This is a genomic window from Pseudomonas sp. B21-023 (assembly GCF_024749165.1).
Taxonomy (GTDB): Bacteria; Pseudomonadota; Gammaproteobacteria; order Pseudomonadales; family Pseudomonadaceae; genus Aquipseudomonas.
Window position 1 is genome coordinate 2,541,190 of record NZ_CP087190.1, and the last position, 19,094, is coordinate 2,560,283.

Consider the following 19,094-nt stretch of genomic DNA (forward strand, 5'->3'; position numbering starts at 1 on the left):
GGAGAGAGCAGGTCGCAGCCTACAGCGCGGGCATGTCCGATGGCCAGGCTCAATCGCCAACGAGCAGCATCACCAACAGTACGCAGGCCAGCAGCGCCAGGTAGGCCCGGGCATGCACGTGGTCGGGGATGCGCCCCAGCAAGGGGGCGGCCAGGTGCATGCCCAACCAGGCGCCAGCTGTCATCACCAGCGCGGCGCGCAGGTCGATCAGCCCGAGCAGGCCGGCGTCCAGGTCAGACTGACTGCTCGGCACCAGGGCATAGACCAGCGTGGCCGCCAGGGCCATGGGCAGCGACAGCGGATTGGCCATGGCGGTGGCGGTGCGCATGCTGGCGCCGCGGCGGCGCATCAGCGGCACGGTCATCACGCTGCCACCCACGCCGAGCAGCGCCGCCAGCGCGCCGATGGGCAGGCCGGCCAGGGTCGCGCTGGCATGGCTCATCGCAGCCCGGGCCTGCCCGCCTGTGCGGACAAAGCCCGGGCGCAGCCAGGCATCGAGCAGGCTGAGCAGCAGGTAGGCGATGAACAGCCCGCGCAGCCAGGCGCTGGTCACGTACAGGGCGGCCCAGGCGCCGAGCAGGGCCCCGACGGCTATGGCTGGAGCCAGGGGCCGCACCAGGTCCCAGCGCAGGCTGCCGGCGCGGTGGTGGCGCCAGGTGGCCAGGGCGCTGCTGAAGATCATCACCGTGGCCGAGGTGGCCACGGCGATCTGCATGGCATGCTCCGCCACGGCGGTGCCGGCGCCGTGGCTGGTGAGCAGCAGGGCATAGAGCAGCGGCACGGCGAAGAACCCGCCGCCGAAGCCGAACAGCAAGGTGGTGACGCCGGCACACAGACCGAACAGGCCAAGCAGGGGGTAGAGCATGGGAACAGCCTCAGGGCCAGGACAGGGGCTCCCAGCGTAGGCGCCTGCCCCTTGGCCAGCTTGCGCCAGTTGGCCAATAATCATCGCGTTACGGCCAGAGCCTGCTGTCATGCGCAATGTTCCCCTGTCCCAGATCGATGCCACCCCCCGCGCGGTACTGGCCATCGCCACCGATTACCCGCCCGACACCCTGTTGCCCAGGCATGTCCATCGCCGGGCGCAATTTCTGTATGGGATGAGCGGGCTGATGGAGGTGCTGACCGACGATGGCGCCTGGGTCATTCCACCCGGCAGCGGCGTGTGGATTCCTCCCGGCAAGCCGCACCAGGTGCGCATGCGCGGCGTGAGTACCCGCAGCCTGTACATCGAGCCGACAGCGCTGCCCCGCCCGAGCCGGCTATGCGAGGCATTGCGGGTCGAGCCGCTGCTGCACCAGCTGTTGCTGGCCAGCGCCGAGGTGCCGGCCCTGCATGACGAGGCGGGGCGCGACGGCCTGCTGCTGGGGCTGCTGCTGCACGAGCTGGGCCAGGCCGAGCGCCTGCCGCTGTTCGCGCCGATGCCGACGGAGCCACGTTTGGCGGCCCTGTGCCAGGCGTTCCTGGCGCAGCCGTTGATCCATGCCCGCGCCGAGGCCTGGGCGCGTCAACTCAACTGCAGCCCGCGCACCTTCAGCCGGCGTTTTCGCGAGCAGACCGGGCTGTCGTTCGGCCAATGGCGCCAGCAGGCCTGCCTGATGGCGGCGGTGACACGCCTGGCGGCGGGCGAGGCGGTGACGGCCATCGCCCTGGACCTGGGCTACGAGAGCCCCAGCGCATTTTCCAGCCTGTACCGCAAGGTCATGGGCCACACGCCCTCGACGGCGCGGCAGGGCGCATGAAAACCCGCCCGGACGTATGTGATCGTACAACTGCTTGCGCTATCATCCCGCCTGTCTTCCACAACCAGACAGACAGGGCATGACAGAGCAGCAGGTACAGGCACGGACCCGGCGCAAGCCACGCAGTCTGGCCCAGGAACTGGTCACGGTGCTGACCGAGCGCATTCGCAGCGGCCAGCTCAAGCGCGGCGACAAGCTGCCCACCGAATCGCAGATCATGGCCGAGGAAGGGGTCAGCCGCACCGTGGTGCGCGAGGCGATCTCGCGGCTGCAGGCCGCGGGCCAGGTCGAGACCCGCCACGGTATCGGCACCTTTGTGCTGGACGCCCCAAGCACCGGGGGTTTTCGTATCGACCCGGCGACCATCGTCACCCTGCGCGAGGTGCTGGCGGTGCTGGAGTTGCGCATTGCCCTGGAGATCGAGTCGGCGGGCCTCGCGGCCGAGCGTCGCAGCGACGAGCAACTGGCCGGCATGCGCGCCGCGCTGGACGAGCTCAACGAGGGCGCGGCCCATGCCTCCGATGCGGTGTCGGCGGACTTCCAGTTCCACCTGCGCATCGCCCAGGCCAGCGGCAATCACTACTTCGCCGACATCATCAATCACCTGGGCACCAGCATCATCCCGCGTACCCGGCTCAACTCGGCGCGCCTGGCCCATGACGACCAGGCGCATTACATGAGCCGGTTGATGCACGAGCACGAAGCGATCTACGAGGCTATCGCCCGACGCGACAGCGAAGGCGCCAAGATGGCCATGCGCATGCACCTGAGCAACAGCCGCGAACGCTTGCGCCAGGCCCATGAAGAGGCCGAGGCGCAGCGGGGCTGACTTCCGAGGTGGTCAAAAGCGTGGGAGCGGGCTTGCCCCGCGATGCCGGTATCAGGTCCGCTCCCACATCGTTTCCAATCGCGTTTCCAGATAATCAGACTGCCCCTTCGCTCCACTGTCCATTCACCAGCCGCCGCAGCCCCAACGGGTTGCCATCGCGCAACGCCTCCGGCAGCAAAGCCTGCGGGTAGTTCTGGTAGCACACCGGCCGCAGGAAGCGATCGATCGCCAGCGTTCCCACCGAAGTGCCACGGGCATCCGAGGTCGCCGGGTAAGGCCCGCCATGGACCATGGCGTCGCACACCTCGACCCCGGTCGGGTAGCCATTGACCAGGATGCGCCCGACCTTCTCTTCGAGCAGCGGCACCAGCCAGGCAAAGGCCTCGAGGTCGTCCGGCTCGCCGATCAACGTGGCGGTGAGCTGGCCGCGCAGGCCGAGCAGGGCGGCGCGTAACTGCGCCTCGTCGGCAACCTCCACGGCCACCGTGGCCGGGCCGAACACCTCCTCCTGCAGCAGCGGGTCAGCCTCTGCCAGCAGGCGGGCATCGGCCTTGAACAGCTGGGCGCGGGCCTGATCGCCTTGCTGCGGCTGGCCCGCCAGATGCTGGATGCCGGCGTGGGCCTGCAGATGCTCCAGGCCGCCGACATAACTGCGCAGGCCGCCGGCATTGAGCAACGTCTGCCCGGCCTGCTGATCCAGGTGTCGGCCCAACTCGCCCAGCAGTTGGCTGAAGCCTGGGGACTGCAAGCCGATCACCATCCCGGGATTGGTGCAAAACTGGCCGGCGCCCAGGCACACCGAGCCTGCCAGTTCGCGGGCGATGGCCTCGCCGCGCTTGGCCAGGGCGCCGGGCAGGACGATCACCGGGTTGATGCTGGACATTTCGGCGAACACCGGAATCGGTTGCGGCCGCTCGGCGGCCATGCGGCACAGCGCGTCGCCGCCCTTCAGCGAGCCGGTGAAGCCGACGGCCTGGATGGCCGGGTGCTTGACCAGCCATTCGCCGACACCACAGCCGAACACCATGTTGAACACGCCCTTGGGCATGCCGGTGCGGTCGGCGGCGCGCAGGATGGCGCAGGCCACCAGGTCGGCGGTGGCCATATGGCCGCTGTGGGCCTTGAACACCACCGGGCAGCCTGCAGCAAGGGCCGCGGCGGTGTCGCCACCGGCGGTTGAGAAGGCCAACGGGAAGTTGCTGGCACCGAACACCGCCACCGGGCCGACCCCGATGCGCATCTGGCGAATGTCCACCCGTGGCAGCGGCTGACGCTCGGGCAGCGCCAGGTCGATGCGCGCACCGAGGTAGTCGCCGCGACGCAGCACCTGGGCGAACAGGCGCATCTGGCCGCTGGTGCGGCCGCGCTCGCCCTGGATGCGCGCGGCGGGCAGGGCGGTTTCACGGCAGACGATGGCGACGAAGTGGTCGTCGAGTTCGTCCAGTTCGGCGGCGATGGCTTCGAGGAACTCGGCGCGGCGGGCCGGGGGCAGTTGGCGAAACGCGCTGAAGGCGTCGGCGGCGGCGCGGGCGGCACGGTCGACTTCGCCCTCGGTGGCCTGGACGAAGCTGTAGGGCAGGGCTTCGCCGCTGGTGGCGTCGAGGCTGTGCAGGCGTTGCGGGCCAAGGGCGCTGCGCTGGCCGGCGATGAAGTTGTGGCCGAGGATTTCGGGCATGGAATGCTCCTGTAGATGAATGGCTGGGTTCAGGGCCTGGGCGAGTGCTACGCACTCGTTTCGCCGGCAAGCCGGCTCCCACAGGGGGCGTGTTGTCGGCGAAGGGCCCAGGCACGCTTCGTCAGGTGATGGGGGCCGGATTGAACAGGGTGATGTCGTTGTGCAGCTGGTGCTGTTCGGCCCAGGTCTGCCTGCGGCCGCTGGCTACGTCCAGGTAGTAATGGAACAGCTCCCAGCCCAGCTCCTCGATGCTCGCCCGGCCGCTGGCGATGCGCCCGGCGTCGATGTCGATGAGGTCCGGCCAGCGCTGGGCCAGCTCGCTGCGGGTGCACACCTTGACCACCGGCGCCATGGCCAGGCCATAGGGCGTGCCGCGACCAGTGGTGAACACATGCAGGTTCATCCCGGCCGCCAGCTGCAAGGTGCCGCAGACGAAGTCGCTGGCCGGGGTGGCGCAGAAGATCAGGCCCTTGCGCGTTACCCGCTCGCCGGGCCCGAGCACACCCTGGATCGCGCCGCTGCCGGACTTGACGATCGAGCCCAGGGCTTTTTCGACGATATTGGACAAGCCGCCTTTCTTGTTGCCCGGCGTGGTGTTGGCGCTGCGATCGGCGGCGCCCTGCTGCAGGTAGCGGTCGTACCAGTCCATTTCGCGCACCAATGCTTCGGCGACCTCCGGCGTTTCGGCGCGGGAGGTGAGCATGTAGATGGCGTCGCGCACCTCGGTGACTTCCGAGAACAGCACCGTCGCGCCGGCGCGCACCAGCAGGTCGGCGGCATAGCCCAGCGCCGGGTTGGCGGTGATGCCGGAGAAGGCGTCGCTGCCGCCGCACTGCATGCCGAGGATCAGTTCGCTGGCCGGCACGCTCTCGCGGCGGCGCTGGTCGAGCTTTTTCAGGCGGGTCTCGGCCAGGGCCATGATCTGCTCGATCATCTCGCCGAAGCCCAGCGTCGCATCCTGCAGGCGGTATAGCCACGGCTCGCTGAGGTCCACAGACGGATCGCCGTCGTGCATCACCTGGCCGGCCTGGAGCTTTTCGCAGCCCAGGCTGATGACCAGCGCCTCGCCGCCAAGATTGGGGTTGCGCGCCAGGTTGCGCACGGTGCGGATCGGGATGTAGGCGTCGCGGGCGTTGATCGCCACGCCGCAGCCGTAGCTGTGGGTGAGGGCGACCACATCGTCGACATTGGGGTAGCGGGGCAGCAGTTCGGCGCGGATACGCTTGACCGCGTGGTCGAGCACGCCGGTCACGCACTGCACTGTGGTGGTGATGCCGAGGATATTGCGGGTGCCGACGCTGCCGTCGGCGTTGCGGTAGCCCTCGAAGGTGAAGCCGTCGAGTGGCGGCAGGGCGGCGGGCACGGCGTCGCAGCGTGGCAGGCTGGCAAGCTCGGGCGCGGCCGGCATCGCCAGTTGATCTTCCTTGACCCAACTGCCCTGGCGCAGGTCGGCCAGGGCATGGCCGATGACCTGGCCATAGCGGCGCACCGCCTCGCCCTTGCGGATGTCCACGGTGGCAACCTTGTGGCTCTGCGGCACGCCCTCGACCAGGGTCAGGCCATCGGCAAAGCGCGCGCCTTCGCCCAGGCCGCCGTCGTTGACCACCACCACGACGTTGTCGTCGGGGTGCAGGCGCACGTAGCGGGGCGACTCGGAATGTTCGATCAACTGCATGGTCAGGCCCTTCTTGTCTTGTCTCTCAGGCGTGGTGCTGTCGCCAGCGCCGTTGGGCGCCGACGTGTCCGGCTTACTGGCGGGCCAGTTCGGCGTCGGGCGCAGGTTCGCGCTTGGGCGGCTCCTTGAGCTCGATGCGCTTGATCGGGCCGACGATCACCAGGTAGCTGAACACTGCCACCAGGGCGTTGGCGCCCACATACACCAGGGCCCATTTGAACGAACCGGTGGCGCTGATGATGTAGCCGATGACGATCGGCGTGGTGATCGAGGCGATGTTGCCGAAGGTGTTGAACAGCCCGCCCGACAGGCCGGCGATCTGCTTGGGCGAGGTGTCGGCGACCACCGCCCAGCCCAGGGCGCCGATGCCCTTGCCGAAGAACGCCAGGGTCATGAAGCCGACCACCATCCACTCGGCCTCGACGTAGTTGCAGAACACCATGGTGGTCGACAGCAGCAGGCCGCAGACGATCGGCAGCTTGCGCGAGAAGGTCAACGAGTTGCCGCGGCGCAGCAGCCAGTCCGACAGCACCCCGCCCAGCACCCCGCCGATGAAGCCGCATACCGCTGGCAACGAAGCGATGAAGCCGGCCTTGAGGATGGTCATGCCGCGCTCCTGCACCAGGTACACCGGGAACCAGGTGAGGAAGAAGTAGGTGATGGCGTTGATGCAGTACTGGCCGAGGTAGACGCCCAGCAGCATGCGGCTGGTCAGCAGCTGCTTGATGTAGCCCCATTTCGGGCCGTCGCCGCCGCGTTTCTGGTCCATGTCCACCAGGCCGCCGTTCTGTTCGATGTGCTCGAGCTCACTGCTGCTGATGCGTGGGTGCTGGCGCGGGTTGTAGAGGGTCTTCATCCACACCGCCGAGAACACGATACCCAGTACGCCCATGACCACGAACACATGTTCCCAGCCGAAGGTGAAGACGATCCAGCCCATGATCGGGGCGAACAGCGCGGTGGCGAAGTACTGCGCCGAGTTGAAGATCGCCGAGGCGGTGCCGCGCTCCTGGGTGGGGAACCAGGCCGCGACGATCCGTGCGTTGCCGGGGAACGACGGCGCTTCGGCGAAGCCCACCAGGAAGCGCAGGGTGAACAGCGTGACCACCGCCCAGGCTACCGGCAGCCCGCCGACGAAGCCCTGCAGCAGGGTGAACAGCGACCAGGTGAAGATGCTGAAGGCGTAGACGTTCTTCGAGCCGAAGCGGTCGAGCAGCCAGCCGCCGGGGATCTGCCCGGCCACATAGGCCCAGCCGAAGGCGGAGAAGATGTAGCCGAGGGTGACCGCGTCGATGCCCAGGTCTTTCTGCAGGCTGGAGCCGGCGATGGCGATGGTTGCGCGGTCGGCGTAGTTGATGGTGGTCACCAGGAACAGCATCAACAGGATCAGGTAGCGTACATGCGTCTTTTGCGTCGCTTGCATGCTGGTTACTCCCACTCGTTATTTTTATACGGGGATTGGTTGTAGGCCGGAGCGGGGCGTCCCTGCTCCGGCGGCGGCTTTGGCAGGCCGCGAGGTGCTCGCTTATTGCGGGCCCATCTTGTCCATCAGCGCGGCGAGCATCTCGTACTCCTGCGCGGTGAGGTCGGTCAGCGGCGTGCGCACGGGGCCCGCGTCATAACCGGCGAGCTTCGCCCCGGCCTTGACGATGCTCACGGCGTAACCGGCCTTGCGGTTGCGGATGTCCAGGTACGGCAGGAAGAAGTCGTCGATCAGCTTGGCCACGGTGGCGTGATCGTCGAGGGCGATGGCGTGGTAGAAGTCCATCGCGGTCTTGGGCACGAAGTTGAACACCGCCGACGAATACACCGGCACGCCGAGCGCCTTGTACGCCGCAGCATACACCTCGGCGGTAGGCAGGCCACCCAGGTAGCTGAAACGATCGCCCAGGCGGCGACGAATCGACACCATCAGCTCGATGTCGCCCAGGCCGTCCTTGTAGCCGATCAGGTTCGGGCAGCGCTCGGCCAGGCGTTCCAGCAGGTCGGCGTTCAGCCGGCAGACGTTGCGGTTGTAGACCACCACGCCGATGCTAACTGCCTTGCACACCGCCTCGACATGGGCGGCGACGCCGTCCTGGCTGGCTTCGGTGAGGTAGTGGGGCAGCAGCAGCAGGCCCTTGGCGCCCAGGCGTTCAGCCTCTTTGGCGTATTCGATGGCCTGGCGGGTCGAGCCGCCGACGCCAGCGAGGATCGGTACCGAGGTGGCGCAGGTGTCGACGGCAGTCTTGATCACCTGGCTGTACTCGCTGGCGGCCAGGGAGAAGAACTCGCCGGTGCCACCGGCGGCGAACAGCGCGCTGGCGCCATACGGGGCGAGCCATTCCAGGCGTTTGACATAGCCTGCGGGGTTGAAGTCGCCGGCCGCGTCGAAGTCGGTGACGGGGAACGACAGCAGGCCGTGGGAGAGGATGGATTGCAGTTCTTGTGGAGTCATTGTTGTAGGCATCCTGTGGCGCTTGGAGGGGGGGAGGTACCAAGGTGAGAGGTAAGTTATCGTACAACTTGTTCTGTGGCTAGCCCTGTCCATGGATTTTCTGAGGGGTAGTGATCAGATCTGGCCTCAGCGCGTGGCCAGTCCCCGCCTATAGTCATGACGTTACAGCTCTGCCGGGCTGCGGGAGGGGGCTTGCGCTGCGATAGGGGCGGTAGAACGACACGAGATCTTATGGGTCATCGTATCTCTGTCAGGGAGAGAGGAAAAAAGATCGCGGAGACAGGCACAAGCCCGCCGCCCGCTTCCACGGGAGGTGTTCTGGGACCAGCAGAGGGTGACCGTGGGAAACGGGGGCGACCTTGCGCCGCCCCGCGATCAAAGCTAACGAAGCTTCAGAGGGTCAAGCGGCCTGGTTGCGCTTGACCTGGGACTTGCGGACCTGGGCGCGGCAGGCGTCGCCGAAGGCCTGGAACATCTTGATCGAATCGGGGTTCTTCGCCGCCTGCCACTCCGGGTGCCACTGCACCGCGAACAGGAAGGGCGAGATGCTCGGGGCGTGGATCGCCTCGACCAGGCCATCCTCGGCATGGGCGATCGGCTCGATGCCGGCACCCAGGTTGCGCAGGCCCTGGCCGTGCAGCGAGTTGACGCGAATTTCGTCGCTGCCCAGGGTGTCGCGCAGCCAACTGCCCGGCTTGATCTTGACGCCGTGCACCTGGGCGTACTGGACCTCGACCGGATCTTCCGGGTTTTCCCGGTGGTCGTTGAAGCCTGGCTCGGCGTAGACCTTCTGGTAGATGTCGCCACCGAGGGCCACGTTGATTTCCTGCATGCCGCGGCAGATGCCGAAGATCGGCAGACCACGCTTGATCGCCGCCTTGACCAGCGGGATATCGAACAGGTCGCGGTCCTTGTCCTGGCCCTTGCCGGGCGTCTGGTTGTCCTGGCCGTAGAGGGCCGGGTCGATGTTGCTGCCGGCACCGGTCAGGTACACGCCGTCGGCCATGTCCAGGTAGGTCTCGAGGTCTTCGACGCCGCAGCAGGTGGGCACCAGGACCGGGACACAACCGGAGAACTCGACCAGCGGGGAAATATATTTGTGGGTCATGACCTGATAGTCATGGCCTTTGCGCTCTTGGCTGCCCATGGTCATCAGGACGACGGGTTTGCGCAGGGAAGGTTGCTTGTTGCCAATGTTGCTGTTGGACATATGTCACCTTGAGACAGGTCATGCCTGTCGTTGTTGTGCAGGCGCACGGCCGGGGCCTTGAGTGCTGCCTGAAGCCCCGAGCACTGCCGGCTCGCCCTGCAGGCGATGTCGGTCGGGGCCTGACTCATAGCTTGCCAGAGCCGTTCGATATGTCAAACGAGTGACGAAGCCTCAAGCCGCCATTTTCCGGGGGCTGTAGGCCGTCGGAGCCTTGAGTGACAAGGGTTTGGCACAAGCTAGGTCAATAATATTTAACGACGCAGTCGGCTCTTTGCACCAATGCAATGTCATGCAGACATGCTCCGCAAGATCATTCTGCCCAGCCCAGCCCAGCCCAGCCCAGCCCAGCCCAGCCCAGCGCTTGCCCTTGCTCTTGCTTCTAAGCGCGCGATAGTCCAGGCGACACAAATTGCGACTTCAGGAGGCCGAACGGAGGGCTTGCGCAGGGAGGTGACGGGCATGGATGCCCGTCAAGCGCCGATCAGGCCATGGATGGCCCGTCGGCGCGTCCTCCCGGAGCGAGCCCGGAGTGAGGGGACCCCGGAGCGAAGCGTAGGGGCCGTATGAACGGAGCCGAACGGTTTTGCCTCCTTTTCCCAAGAGAAAAGGAGGTCGCCGTAAAGGCGAAAAGGTGAGTATGCGTCGACATGGCGAATGAATGCGCATATAACTTTTAAAACACACGCTGTGTAAGTCAAAGTCGAAGTCAAAGTCAAAGTCGAAGTCAAAGTCAAAGTCGAAGTCGAAGTCAAAGTCAAAGTCAAAGTCGAAGTCGAAGTCAAAGTCAAAGTCGAAGTCGAAGTCAAAGTCAAAGTCAAAGTCGAAGTCGAAGTCAAAGTCAAAGTCAAAGTCAAAGTCAAAGTCAAAGTCAAAGTCAAAGTCAATCGGCATCGGTTTTTATAGTTTTAAGCGCATTCATTTGCGATGTCGACGCACAGTCACCTTTCCGCCCTTACGGCGGCTTACTTTGGTCGTAACTCGCCGTCCGCGGCCAAAGTAAGCAAAGCCGTGGCGCTCCATTCATCCGGCCCTCCGCTTCGCTCCGGGTCCCCTCACTCCGGCCTTGCTCCCGGGAGGACCGCGCTGAACGCCCCATCCTGGGGCGCAGCGCTTGACGGGCATCCATGCCCGTCACCTCCCTGCGCAAGACCTGCGTTCGGCCTCCTGAAGTCGCGAAGTTACGGGCGGCGCCTGCACTAACGCAGCTAATCGCTAGTTGCCATCGTGGGAACTCTAGATCAACATCGCGGGGCAAGCCCGCTCCCGCCATAGTTTGACTACGTGATTCAACGTGGGAGCGGGCTTGCACCGCGATAGCGTAATGAAGAACAACATAACAGCCACTAACAAACAAAAAACTCTGCTCTTGATCTGCTCTTGATCTGCTCTTGATCTGCTCTTGATCTTGCTTCTAAGTGCGCGATAGTTCAGGCGCCACCGATTGCGACTTCAGGAGGCCGAGTGGAGTTCTTGCGTAGTGGGGCGACGGCCATGGATGGCCGTCGAGCGCTGCGCCCCAGGATGGGGCGTACAGCGCGGTACCCACGGGAGCAAGAACGGAGCGAGGGAACCCCGGAGCGAAGCGCAGGGGCCGTATGAATGGAGCCGAACGGTTTTGCCTACTTTTGTCAAGACAAAAGTAGGTCGCCGTAAAGGCGAAATGGTGACTAAATGTCGACATCTTCTACGAATGCGCCCAAAAAAACAAAACAATCACTTCCGACCCCGACCCCGACCCCGACCCCGACCCCGACCCCGACCCCGACCCCGACCCCCTCGAAACCACCCCCTCTGATGAACCTTTCATGACAAAACTTCGGTAGCAATCCGCCACCCCCGTCAAAGCCATGGACACCAACAAGGCACCTGGCCATCAGGCCGATGAAGCCTTGAGAACCGGCCTGGGAGCGGGGCAATGGGCACTATGGAACGCTACACGAAAGTGGGAATGCAGGAGCTCGATCAGCGTCTGGCCAAGATCGTCGAGGCCGCCCGCAAGCAGCCCGTCTCGGTCTACCGCTACGGCGCCCCCTGGGTATGGATCGTCTCCCAGGACGACTGGCAGGCCGCCCTGCGCGAGGTGGCCAGCTGCGTGCCGCCCGGCCATTCGCTGGCGCTGCTCAAGCCGCGCATAGAGGCATTGCTGGACGCGCACCAGCCCGCGCTGGCGCTGCTGGCCGAACAGCAGGGCATGATCATCGCCCCGCGCACGCTGATGCATGTGCTGCTCCTGCAGCTGCTGTATTCGGTGCCCAGCGAAAAGCAGCTCTACGAACAGCTCAACTACAACCTGCTGTTCCGCTGGTTCACCGGCCTGGAGCTGAAATCGCGGGTGTGGAACTTCAGCCTGTTCAGCCATGACCTCGGCGTGCTGCTGGGCAGCGCCATGGCCGTTTCGCTGCTGCAGCGCATGGTCGACGAAGTGCTCGGCGCAAGCCTGCAGGCCATGCCCGAGTTCAGCCTCAACCTGGCCCTGTTGCACAGCTGGCTGGCCCGCCACCAAGGCCAGGCCGCACCCAGCGACAACCACTAGAAAACCAACGAATTCCTGGCGCTCAAGGGGGCGGTGTGGAGCATTTTTTCTTCAAGCGATGCGGCATGGGCGCAGGGGCGCTGCTGTGCCTGTTGGCGGTCGAGGTGACCGCGGACGAGGCGCAGCGCCGGGTCGAGATCAACGAGTACGTGGTGCGCGGCAACACCGTGCTCGACGCCCAGGCCATCGAAGAGGCGGTCTATCCCTACCTGGGGCCGGACAAGACCCTGGCCGACCTTGAAGGCGCCCGTGAGGCGTTGCAGAAAAGCTATCAGGCCCAAGGCTACCAGTCGGTGTTCGTCGAGCTGCCCGAGCAGAAGGTCGAAGGCGGCGTGGTCTACCTGCAGGTGAGCGAAACCAAGGTCGGCCGCGTGCGGGTGGTGGGCGCCAAGCATTACTCGCCGCTGGAGATCCGTGAACAGGTGCCGGCGTTGGAGGAGGGCAAGGTCCCCGATTTCGCCCAGGTACAGAACGAGCTGGCCACGCTCAATCGTGCCCCGGGGCGGCAGGTCATGCCACTGGTGCGCGAAGGCCAGCGCCCGGGCACCATGGACGTCGACCTGCAGGTCGAGGACAAGCAACCCTGGAACCTGAGCCTGGGCCTGAACAACGACCACAGCGCCGATACCGAGAAGCTGCGCAGTGTCGTCAGCCTGGGCTACAACAACCTCTGGCAGGCCGGCCACAGCGTCTCGCTGACCTGGTTCACCGCGCCCCAGGACCGTGACAACGCCGAGGTCTGGTCCGGGTCCTACGCCGCGCCGCTGAACGAGCGCTGGACCGTGCAGTTCTCCGGCTACCACTCCGACAGCAACGTCGCCACGGTGGGCGGTACCAATGTGTTGGGCAAGGGCCATTCCTACGGCGTTTCGGCGATCTATAACCTGCCGGGCGTCGGCGCCTGGGCCAACGCACTGTCGATCGGCGTGGACTTCAAGGACTTCGACGAACAGGTCGGCCTGGGCGGCAGCAGCGACAAGGTCCCGCTCAAGTACGCCCCGATCACCCTGGGCTATACCGGCTACCGCTTCACCGAACAGGACCAGCTGAGCCTCGGCCTGAGCCTGGTGGCCGGGACGCGCAGCCTGCTGGGCTATGGCAGCGACGATTCCGAGTTCGATTACAAGCGCTACCGCGCCGACTCCAGCTTCGCCGCGCTCAAGGGCGACGGCAGCTACACCTTCGACTTCGCCGGCGCCTGGCAGAGCGCCTCCAAGCTGGCCTTCCAGCTGGCCTCGGGGCCGTTGGTGTCGAACGAACAGTTTGCCGCCGGTGGCGCCACCTCGGTGCGCGGCTATCTCGCCGCCGAACGCACCGGGGACGACGGCCTGCTGTTCTCCCAGGAACTGCGCACCCCCTCCATTGGCCGCTACGTCGGCAGCTACATCAGCGACTGGCGCTTCTACCTGTTCGCCGAGGGTGCCCAGTTGCGCCTGCAGGACGCACTGCCCGAGCAGGACGACAGCTACAGCCTGGCCAGCGTCGGCGTCGGCACCCGCGCCACGCTCAACGACTGGTTGTCCGGCAGCCTCGACTGGGCCTTGCCGCTCAAGGACGGCCCCAACACCGACAAGAACGCTTCCCGCGTGCACTTCAGCGTGCAGGCGACTTTTTGAACGATTGACCTACTGACCGGCATCGGCCTGGAGACCTCTCATGCAACGCCTGATATTGACCTTGCTGCTGTGCCTGGGCTTCGCCCTGCCGGGCAGCGCCAGCGCCTGGTGGCAGGACGACTGGATGTACCGCAAGCAGATCGCCGTGGACACCACGCCCCAGGGCGCCGGCCTGACCCAGGCGCTGGGCCGCACCGCGCTGCTGGTGCGTCTGCACACCGGCAACTTCAGCTTCGACGGCGTCAGCGAAACCGGCGCGGACATCCGCTTCGTCGCTGCCGACGACAAGACCGTGCTCAACCACCATGTCGAGCAGTTCGATCCACTGATGGGCATGGCGCTGATCTGGGTCGACGTGCCGCGTATCGAGCCTGGCCAGCGCCAGGACCTGTGGATGTACTACGGCAACCCCAAGGCCCAGGCACCCGCCGGCCAGCCGAGCTTCGACGCCGACTACACCGCGCTCTACCACTTCGACGGTGCCACCGCCCGTGACGCCAGTCCTTACGGTAACCAGCTGCAAGGACCAACGGTCAGTGTCGATGGTGTGATTGGCCGGGCCATCCAGCTCGGGGGACAAGCCTTGCAACTGCCCGCCAGCGCCTCGCTGCAACTGCCGGCGGGTGCGGCGTTCAGCTTCAGCACCTGGCTGCGCCAGGACCAGGCGGTGGGTGAGCAACTGCTGCTGGCGCGCCGCGAGGCCGGCCACAGCCTGCTGCTCGGCCTGGCCGAAGGCGTGCCCTTCATCGAGGTGGACGGCCAGCGTGCCGCCGCCAATCAGGCGCTCGGAGCCGGCCAATGGCAGCATCTGGCGCTGGTGGGCGAGGGCGGCAACCTCACGCTGCTGCTCGAAGGCCAGCCGGTCGCGCGACTGTCCGCGAGCCTGGCGGCCTTCAGCGGCGCCATCGGCATCGGTGGCGACCTGCCAGCGGCCGAGGGCGAGGCCGCCGGCCACTACGCGACCTTTGTCGGCGCCCTGGACGAGCTGCGTGTTTCCCGCGTCGCCCGCAGCCAGGCCAGCCTGCAGGCCGACGTGCTGGCCCAGGGTGCCGAGTCGCGCCTGGTGGTCTATGGCGTTGACGAAGAACAATCCGGCTTCGGCTTCGGCGGCCTGGGCTTCCTGCTCAAGGCGGTGCCGGTGGACGCCTGGGTAATCATCGCTGTCCTGGTGCTGATGATGGTGCAGTCGTGGGTGATCATGCTGCGCAAGCAGCGCACGCTCAACCGCGTCACCGCCGCCAATACGCGCTTTCGCGAGCGTTTCGCCACGGTCGGCACGCGCCTCGAACAGTTCGCCGACGATCGCGAACTGCATGACCGACTGACCGACTCCTCGCTGTGGCGCCTGTACCTGGTGGCGGTGCAGGAAATCCGCACCCGCCGCGCCCAGGGCGCCGACACCAGTGAAGTGTCCGCGGCCACCATCGAAGCCATCCGCTGCTCCATGGACGGCGTGCGCACCCGCGAGAACCAGGCGCTGTCGTCGAAACTGTCGACCCTGTCCAACGCCATTGCCGGCGGCCCCTACATCGGCCTGCTGGGCACGGTGCTGGGGATCATGGTGGTGTTCCTCGGCACCGCCATGGCCGGCGACGTCAACATCAACGCCATCGCCCCGGGCATGGCCGCGGCGCTGCTGGCCACCGCCATGGGCCTGTTCGTCGCCATCCCCGCGCTGTTCGGCTACAACCGCCTGACCACGCGCAACCGCGAAGTCAGCGCCGACATGCGGGTGTTCGTCGACGAGTTCATCACCCGCCTGGCCGAGCTGCACGGCGAGGGCCAGGCCGGTGAAGCGGCGCTGCGTCCGGCCGGGCGCAGCGTCAACCCGTCGATCCCGGCGTGAGGAGGCAGCCATGGCATCCGTGAACAACGCCCAAGACGACGACGCCGACGCCGCGGTCGACAGCATCAACATCACCCCGCTGGTGGATGTGCTGATGGTGGTGCTGGTGATGTTCATCCTCACCGCCACCGCGCAGGTCTCCGGGATCCAGGTGCAACTGCCCAAGGCCAGCGCCACGGTGTCGCTGGCCCAGCCCAAGACCAAGGCGATCTCGATCAACGATGCCGGCCAGGTGTTCCTCGACGCCTACCCGGTGACGCTGCAGGAGCTGGAGGACCGCCTGCGCAGCGAAAAGGCACGCAGCCCGGATTTCCCGTTGATCGTGCGCGGTGACGCGGGCGTGCAGTACCAGAAGGTGGTCGAGGTGCTCGACCTGCTGCGCCGTCTCGAACTGGCCCAGGTCGGGCTGGTCACCGGCAAGCCGAACCAGGGGTGAGGGCAGGCATGGAACCTAAAGCCAACTTCCGCCGCCTGCTGACCTGGGCCGTGCTCGCCGTCGCTGGCGCGGGCCTGGCCTGGCTGCTGTGGCAGTGGGCCAACGACATGGCCGGGGTGCGCCGCGAGGCGCCCAAGGTGCCGGCGATCATCCCGCTGCCGCCGCCTCCACCGCCGCCCCCGCCCGAGCCGCCCAAGGAGCCTGAACCGCCGGTCGAGGAAAAGATCGTCGAGCCGCAGCCGGTGCCCGAGGCCGAGGAGGTCAAGCCCGCCGAGGACGCGCCGGACCCGGCCCAGGACCTGGCCGACCCCATGCAGATGGACGGCGACGCCCAAGCGGGCGGCGACAGCTTCAACGTCGGTGCCGGCAAAGGCGGCGGCATGGCCGGTGGCGGCGGTGGCGGCCTGGGCAGCGGCACCTATAGCCAGTACCTGGCCTATGCCTTCCAGCGCCTGCTGCGCGACAACCCCGAGCTGCGCAACCTGGTGTTCAACCTGCAGGCCGAAATCTGGCTCAGCGCCGCCGGCGAGATCACCCGGGTCGAGCTGCTGCGCGGCAGCGGCGAGCCCGAGGTCGATGCCCAGGTGCTCGCCGCCCTGCGCGGCGCCCGCGCCCTCGACCAGCGCCCGCCGGCCAACCTGACCTTGCCGGTGAAGATCGCCCTGCAGGGGCGCCGGCCATGAACAACGAAGCACGACTGACCCACAGGAGCTGCAAACCCATGAAGTGCCCAGTCAACCGATTGACCCTGGCGCTCGGCCTGCTGGCCGCCGCCACCGCGGTCGGTCCGGCCGTCGCCCACGCCGCGCCGTCGGAGAACGCGACCGTCAACCTGATCCGCCTGCTGGTGGAACAGGGCGTGCTCAAGCAGGACAAGGCCGACGCGCTGATCGCCCAGGCCGAGCGCGAGGCCCAGCAGGCGCAGGCTGTCAGCGCCGCGCCGATCGTCGCCCAGGCCCCCGCGGCCAACGGCGAAGTGCGCGTGCAGTATGTGCCGGCCATCGTCCGCCAGCAGATCCGCGATGAGATCAAGGCCGAGGTGATGAACACCGCCAAGCAGGAAAACTGGGCCGCGCCGAACACTTTCCCCGACTGGGCCTCGCGCATCAGCTTCGACGGCGACCTGCGCCTGCGCTACGAGTCGCGCGGCTACGCCGATGGCAACAGCAACGAGATCGTCGACTTCGCCAAGCTCAATGACAAGGGCCCGTACGATGTCAACGCCAACAGCGGCTCGAACCTGCCGCCGCTGCTTAACACCCGCGAGGACCGCGACAGCCTCCTGCGCCTGCGCGCGCGCTTCGGCCTCAAGGCCCAGCTGGCGGACAACTGGGTGGCCGGCATCCGCGTCGCCACCGGCTCCAACAACAACCCGGTGTCGACCACCCAGAACCTCGGTGGCGGCTTCGGCAAGAAGGACATCTGGCTCGACCAGGGCTATGTCACCTGGACGCCCAGCGAGCGACTGACGTTGACCGGCGGGCGCATCGCCAATCCGTTCATGTCCACCGACGTCCTCTATTCCCACGACCTCAACTTCGATGGCGTGGCGGCGATCTTCGACCAGCCGCTGAACCGCGACCTCAGCCTGTTCGGCACCGTCGGCGCGTTCCCTGTGCAGTACAGCGACGACAGCGCCAGCAGCAACGGCCTGGACAAGGAGGACAGCGACAACAAGTGGCTGTACGGCGCGCAGCTGGGCGCGAAATGGGCGCTCAACGACCATCACCGCCTCAAGGGCGCGATGGCCTACTACCGCTTCGACGACATCGCCGGCGAGCGCTCCAGCCCCTGCGCGCCCTGGGATGGCCAGCCGGCCTGCGACAGCGACGAAACCCGCCCGACCTTCATGCAGAAGGGCAACACGGTGTTCCTGCTGCGCGACATCACGCCCAATCCGGCCAACCCGGCGGCCACGCCGCAGCCGCAGTTCGTCGGCATCGCCTCGGAGTTCGAACTGCTCGACCTGAACCTGGTGTGGGATGCCGACCTGCCTCATGACTTCAAGCTGCGCAGCCAGGCCAACTACATCCACAACCTGGCCTACGACGAGGGCGACATGCGCAAGCGTTCGGCCGGCCAGTTGGCCAACAACATCGACGAGAACGGCAACATCAAGAGCGGCGGCGACGCCTGGATGTTGCAGTTCACCCTGGGCAACGCCCTGGACATGCGCAAGGCCGGCGACTGGAACCTGTTCGCCGGTTACAAGCGCATCGAGCCTGACGCGCTGCCGGACGGGTTCAACGACTCGAGCTTCCACCTCGGCGGCACCAACGCCAAGGGCTATTTCCTCGGTGGCAACTACGGCCTGGCCGACAACGTCTACGCTACAGCCCGTTGGTTGAGTAGCGAGGCAGTCTACGGCGCGCCGTTTGACATCGATGTGCTACAACTTGAAGTCAACACGCGGTTCTAGGGAAGGAGCACGGGCATGAACAAGGGAGTCTATCGCCATCGTTGCGCCTGGTTGATGCTGGCGCTGGGCGCAAGCCTGGCCGCCTCGGCGTCGGCCGAAACCCTCGAAGAGCGCCTGCGCACCCAGCTGCGCAGCACCACGCAACAGCTGCAGGCCCTGCAGAGCGAGCAGGCCCAGGCCAGCGCCGCCCGCCAGGCGGCGGAACAGCAACGCGACGCGGCCCTGGGCCAGGTGCGCGAGCTGACCGCGCAACTGGCCAAGGCGCGCGGCCAGAGCGAACAGCTCGCCGGCCAGCAGCAGGCCGTGCACAGCCAGGCCCAGGCGCTGGTGGCCAGCAGCAACGAACAACTGCACAAGTACAAGCAGGCCTATGACGAACTGCTGGGCATGGCGCGCGCCAAGGAAAGCGAGCGTGCCGGCCTGCAGGCACAACTGGCCGAACGCGATGGCCAGGTGCAGCAGTGCCAGGCGCGCAACCAGCAGATGTACGGGGTGGCCAAGGAGATGCTGGCCGCCTTTGAGAAGGTCGATATCGCCGATGTGATGAAGATGCGCCAGCCCTTTGCTGGCTCGGCCCGGGTCCGCTTCGAGGAACTGGCCCAGGCCTATGGCGACAGACTCTACGAAAGCCAGTTCGACGCCCCCACGGGCGTGACCCAGTGACGTTTTCTCAACG

The 19,094-nt window shown here is 66.4% G+C and carries 15 protein-coding genes and 1 pseudogene; 9 read left to right on the forward strand and 7 right to left on the reverse strand.

Features of this window, described 5'->3' with window-relative positions; translation table 11 throughout:
* Nucleotides 1-49 precede the first annotated feature (49 nt).
* Nucleotides 50-865 carry a sulfite exporter TauE/SafE family protein gene (locus tag LOY42_RS11540; protein ID WP_111533254.1) on the reverse strand — a complete coding sequence of 272 codons (816 nt, stop codon included), beginning with the start codon at nucleotides 863-865 and terminating at the stop codon, nucleotides 50-52.
* Between the two features lie 109 nt (nucleotides 866-974).
* Here LOY42_RS11540 and LOY42_RS11545 point away from each other — a divergent pair, with 109 nt between their 5' ends.
* Entirely contained in the window at nucleotides 975-1,742 is a 768-nt protein-coding gene (locus tag LOY42_RS11545; RefSeq protein ID WP_258600696.1) for a helix-turn-helix domain-containing protein, read from the forward strand.
* A gap of 79 nt (nucleotides 1,743-1,821) precedes the next feature.
* Nucleotides 1,822-2,571 (forward strand): FadR/GntR family transcriptional regulator, encoded by a 750-nt coding sequence (locus LOY42_RS11550; RefSeq protein ID WP_102685234.1) that lies wholly within the window; start codon nucleotides 1,822-1,824, stop codon nucleotides 2,569-2,571.
* Between the two features lie 94 nt (nucleotides 2,572-2,665).
* Here the strand turns inward: LOY42_RS11550 and LOY42_RS11555 are convergent, their stop codons facing one another.
* From LOY42_RS11555 to LOY42_RS11580, 6 genes are all read right to left on the reverse strand, one after another.
* Nucleotides 2,666-4,246, reverse strand: a complete 1,581-nt coding sequence (locus LOY42_RS11555) for an aldehyde dehydrogenase (NADP(+)) (RefSeq protein ID WP_139670622.1) — start codon at nucleotides 4,244-4,246, stop codon at nucleotides 2,666-2,668.
* Between the two features lie 121 nt (nucleotides 4,247-4,367).
* A complete protein-coding gene (gene garD, locus LOY42_RS11560; protein ID WP_139670620.1) occupies nucleotides 4,368-5,921 on the reverse strand; it encodes a galactarate dehydratase in 1,554 nt (517 codons plus the stop codon).
* Between the two features lie 73 nt (nucleotides 5,922-5,994).
* Entirely contained in the window at nucleotides 5,995-7,344 is a 1,350-nt protein-coding gene (locus tag LOY42_RS11565; RefSeq protein ID WP_102685231.1) for an MFS transporter, read from the reverse strand.
* A 102-nt stretch (nucleotides 7,345-7,446) separates the two neighbouring features.
* Entirely contained in the window at nucleotides 7,447-8,358 is a 912-nt protein-coding gene (gene kdgD / locus LOY42_RS11570; RefSeq protein WP_258600703.1) for a 5-dehydro-4-deoxyglucarate dehydratase, read from the reverse strand.
* Nucleotides 8,359-8,758: 400 nt separating this feature from the next.
* Nucleotides 8,759-9,568, reverse strand: coding sequence for a gamma-glutamyl-gamma-aminobutyrate hydrolase family protein (locus tag LOY42_RS11575; protein WP_046855389.1), 810 nt, complete (start codon nucleotides 9,566-9,568; stop codon nucleotides 8,759-8,761).
* 417 nt (nucleotides 9,569-9,985) lie between these two features.
* Complete coding sequence (locus tag LOY42_RS11580; protein ID WP_258600704.1) at nucleotides 9,986-10,459, reverse strand: hypothetical protein; 474 nt, start codon at nucleotides 10,457-10,459, stop codon at nucleotides 9,986-9,988.
* Between the two features lie 1,327 nt (nucleotides 10,460-11,786).
* Here LOY42_RS11580 and LOY42_RS26600 point away from each other — a divergent pair.
* From LOY42_RS26600 to LOY42_RS11615, 7 genes and pseudogenes are all read left to right on the forward strand, one after another.
* Nucleotides 11,787-11,886, forward strand: a pseudogene (locus LOY42_RS26600) (transposase); the annotation flags it as partial.
* Nucleotides 11,887-12,166: 280 nt separating this feature from the next.
* Nucleotides 12,167-13,717, forward strand: coding sequence for a ShlB/FhaC/HecB family hemolysin secretion/activation protein (locus LOY42_RS11590; protein WP_256659280.1), 1,551 nt, complete (start codon nucleotides 12,167-12,169; stop codon nucleotides 13,715-13,717).
* Nucleotides 13,718-13,757: 40 nt separating this feature from the next.
* Nucleotides 13,758-15,563 (forward strand): DUF2341 domain-containing protein, encoded by a 1,806-nt coding sequence (locus LOY42_RS11595; RefSeq protein WP_139670608.1) that lies wholly within the window; start codon nucleotides 13,758-13,760, stop codon nucleotides 15,561-15,563.
* A gap of 10 nt (nucleotides 15,564-15,573) precedes the next feature.
* On the forward strand, nucleotides 15,574-15,999 hold the full coding sequence (locus LOY42_RS11600; RefSeq protein ID WP_046855393.1) for a biopolymer transporter ExbD: 426 nt from the start codon (nucleotides 15,574-15,576) through the stop codon (nucleotides 15,997-15,999).
* 8 nt (nucleotides 16,000-16,007) lie between these two features.
* On the forward strand, nucleotides 16,008-16,682 hold the full coding sequence (locus LOY42_RS11605; RefSeq protein ID WP_046855394.1) for an energy transducer TonB: 675 nt from the start codon (nucleotides 16,008-16,010) through the stop codon (nucleotides 16,680-16,682).
* A gap of 38 nt (nucleotides 16,683-16,720) precedes the next feature.
* A complete protein-coding gene (locus tag LOY42_RS11610) occupies nucleotides 16,721-18,418 on the forward strand; it encodes a putative porin (RefSeq protein ID WP_139670606.1) in 1,698 nt (565 codons plus the stop codon).
* Between the two features lie 15 nt (nucleotides 18,419-18,433).
* Nucleotides 18,434-19,081 carry a DNA repair protein gene (locus LOY42_RS11615; protein WP_139670605.1) on the forward strand — a complete coding sequence of 216 codons (648 nt, stop codon included), beginning with the start codon at nucleotides 18,434-18,436 and terminating at the stop codon, nucleotides 19,079-19,081.
* The last annotated feature ends 13 nt before the right edge of the window (nucleotides 19,082-19,094 follow it).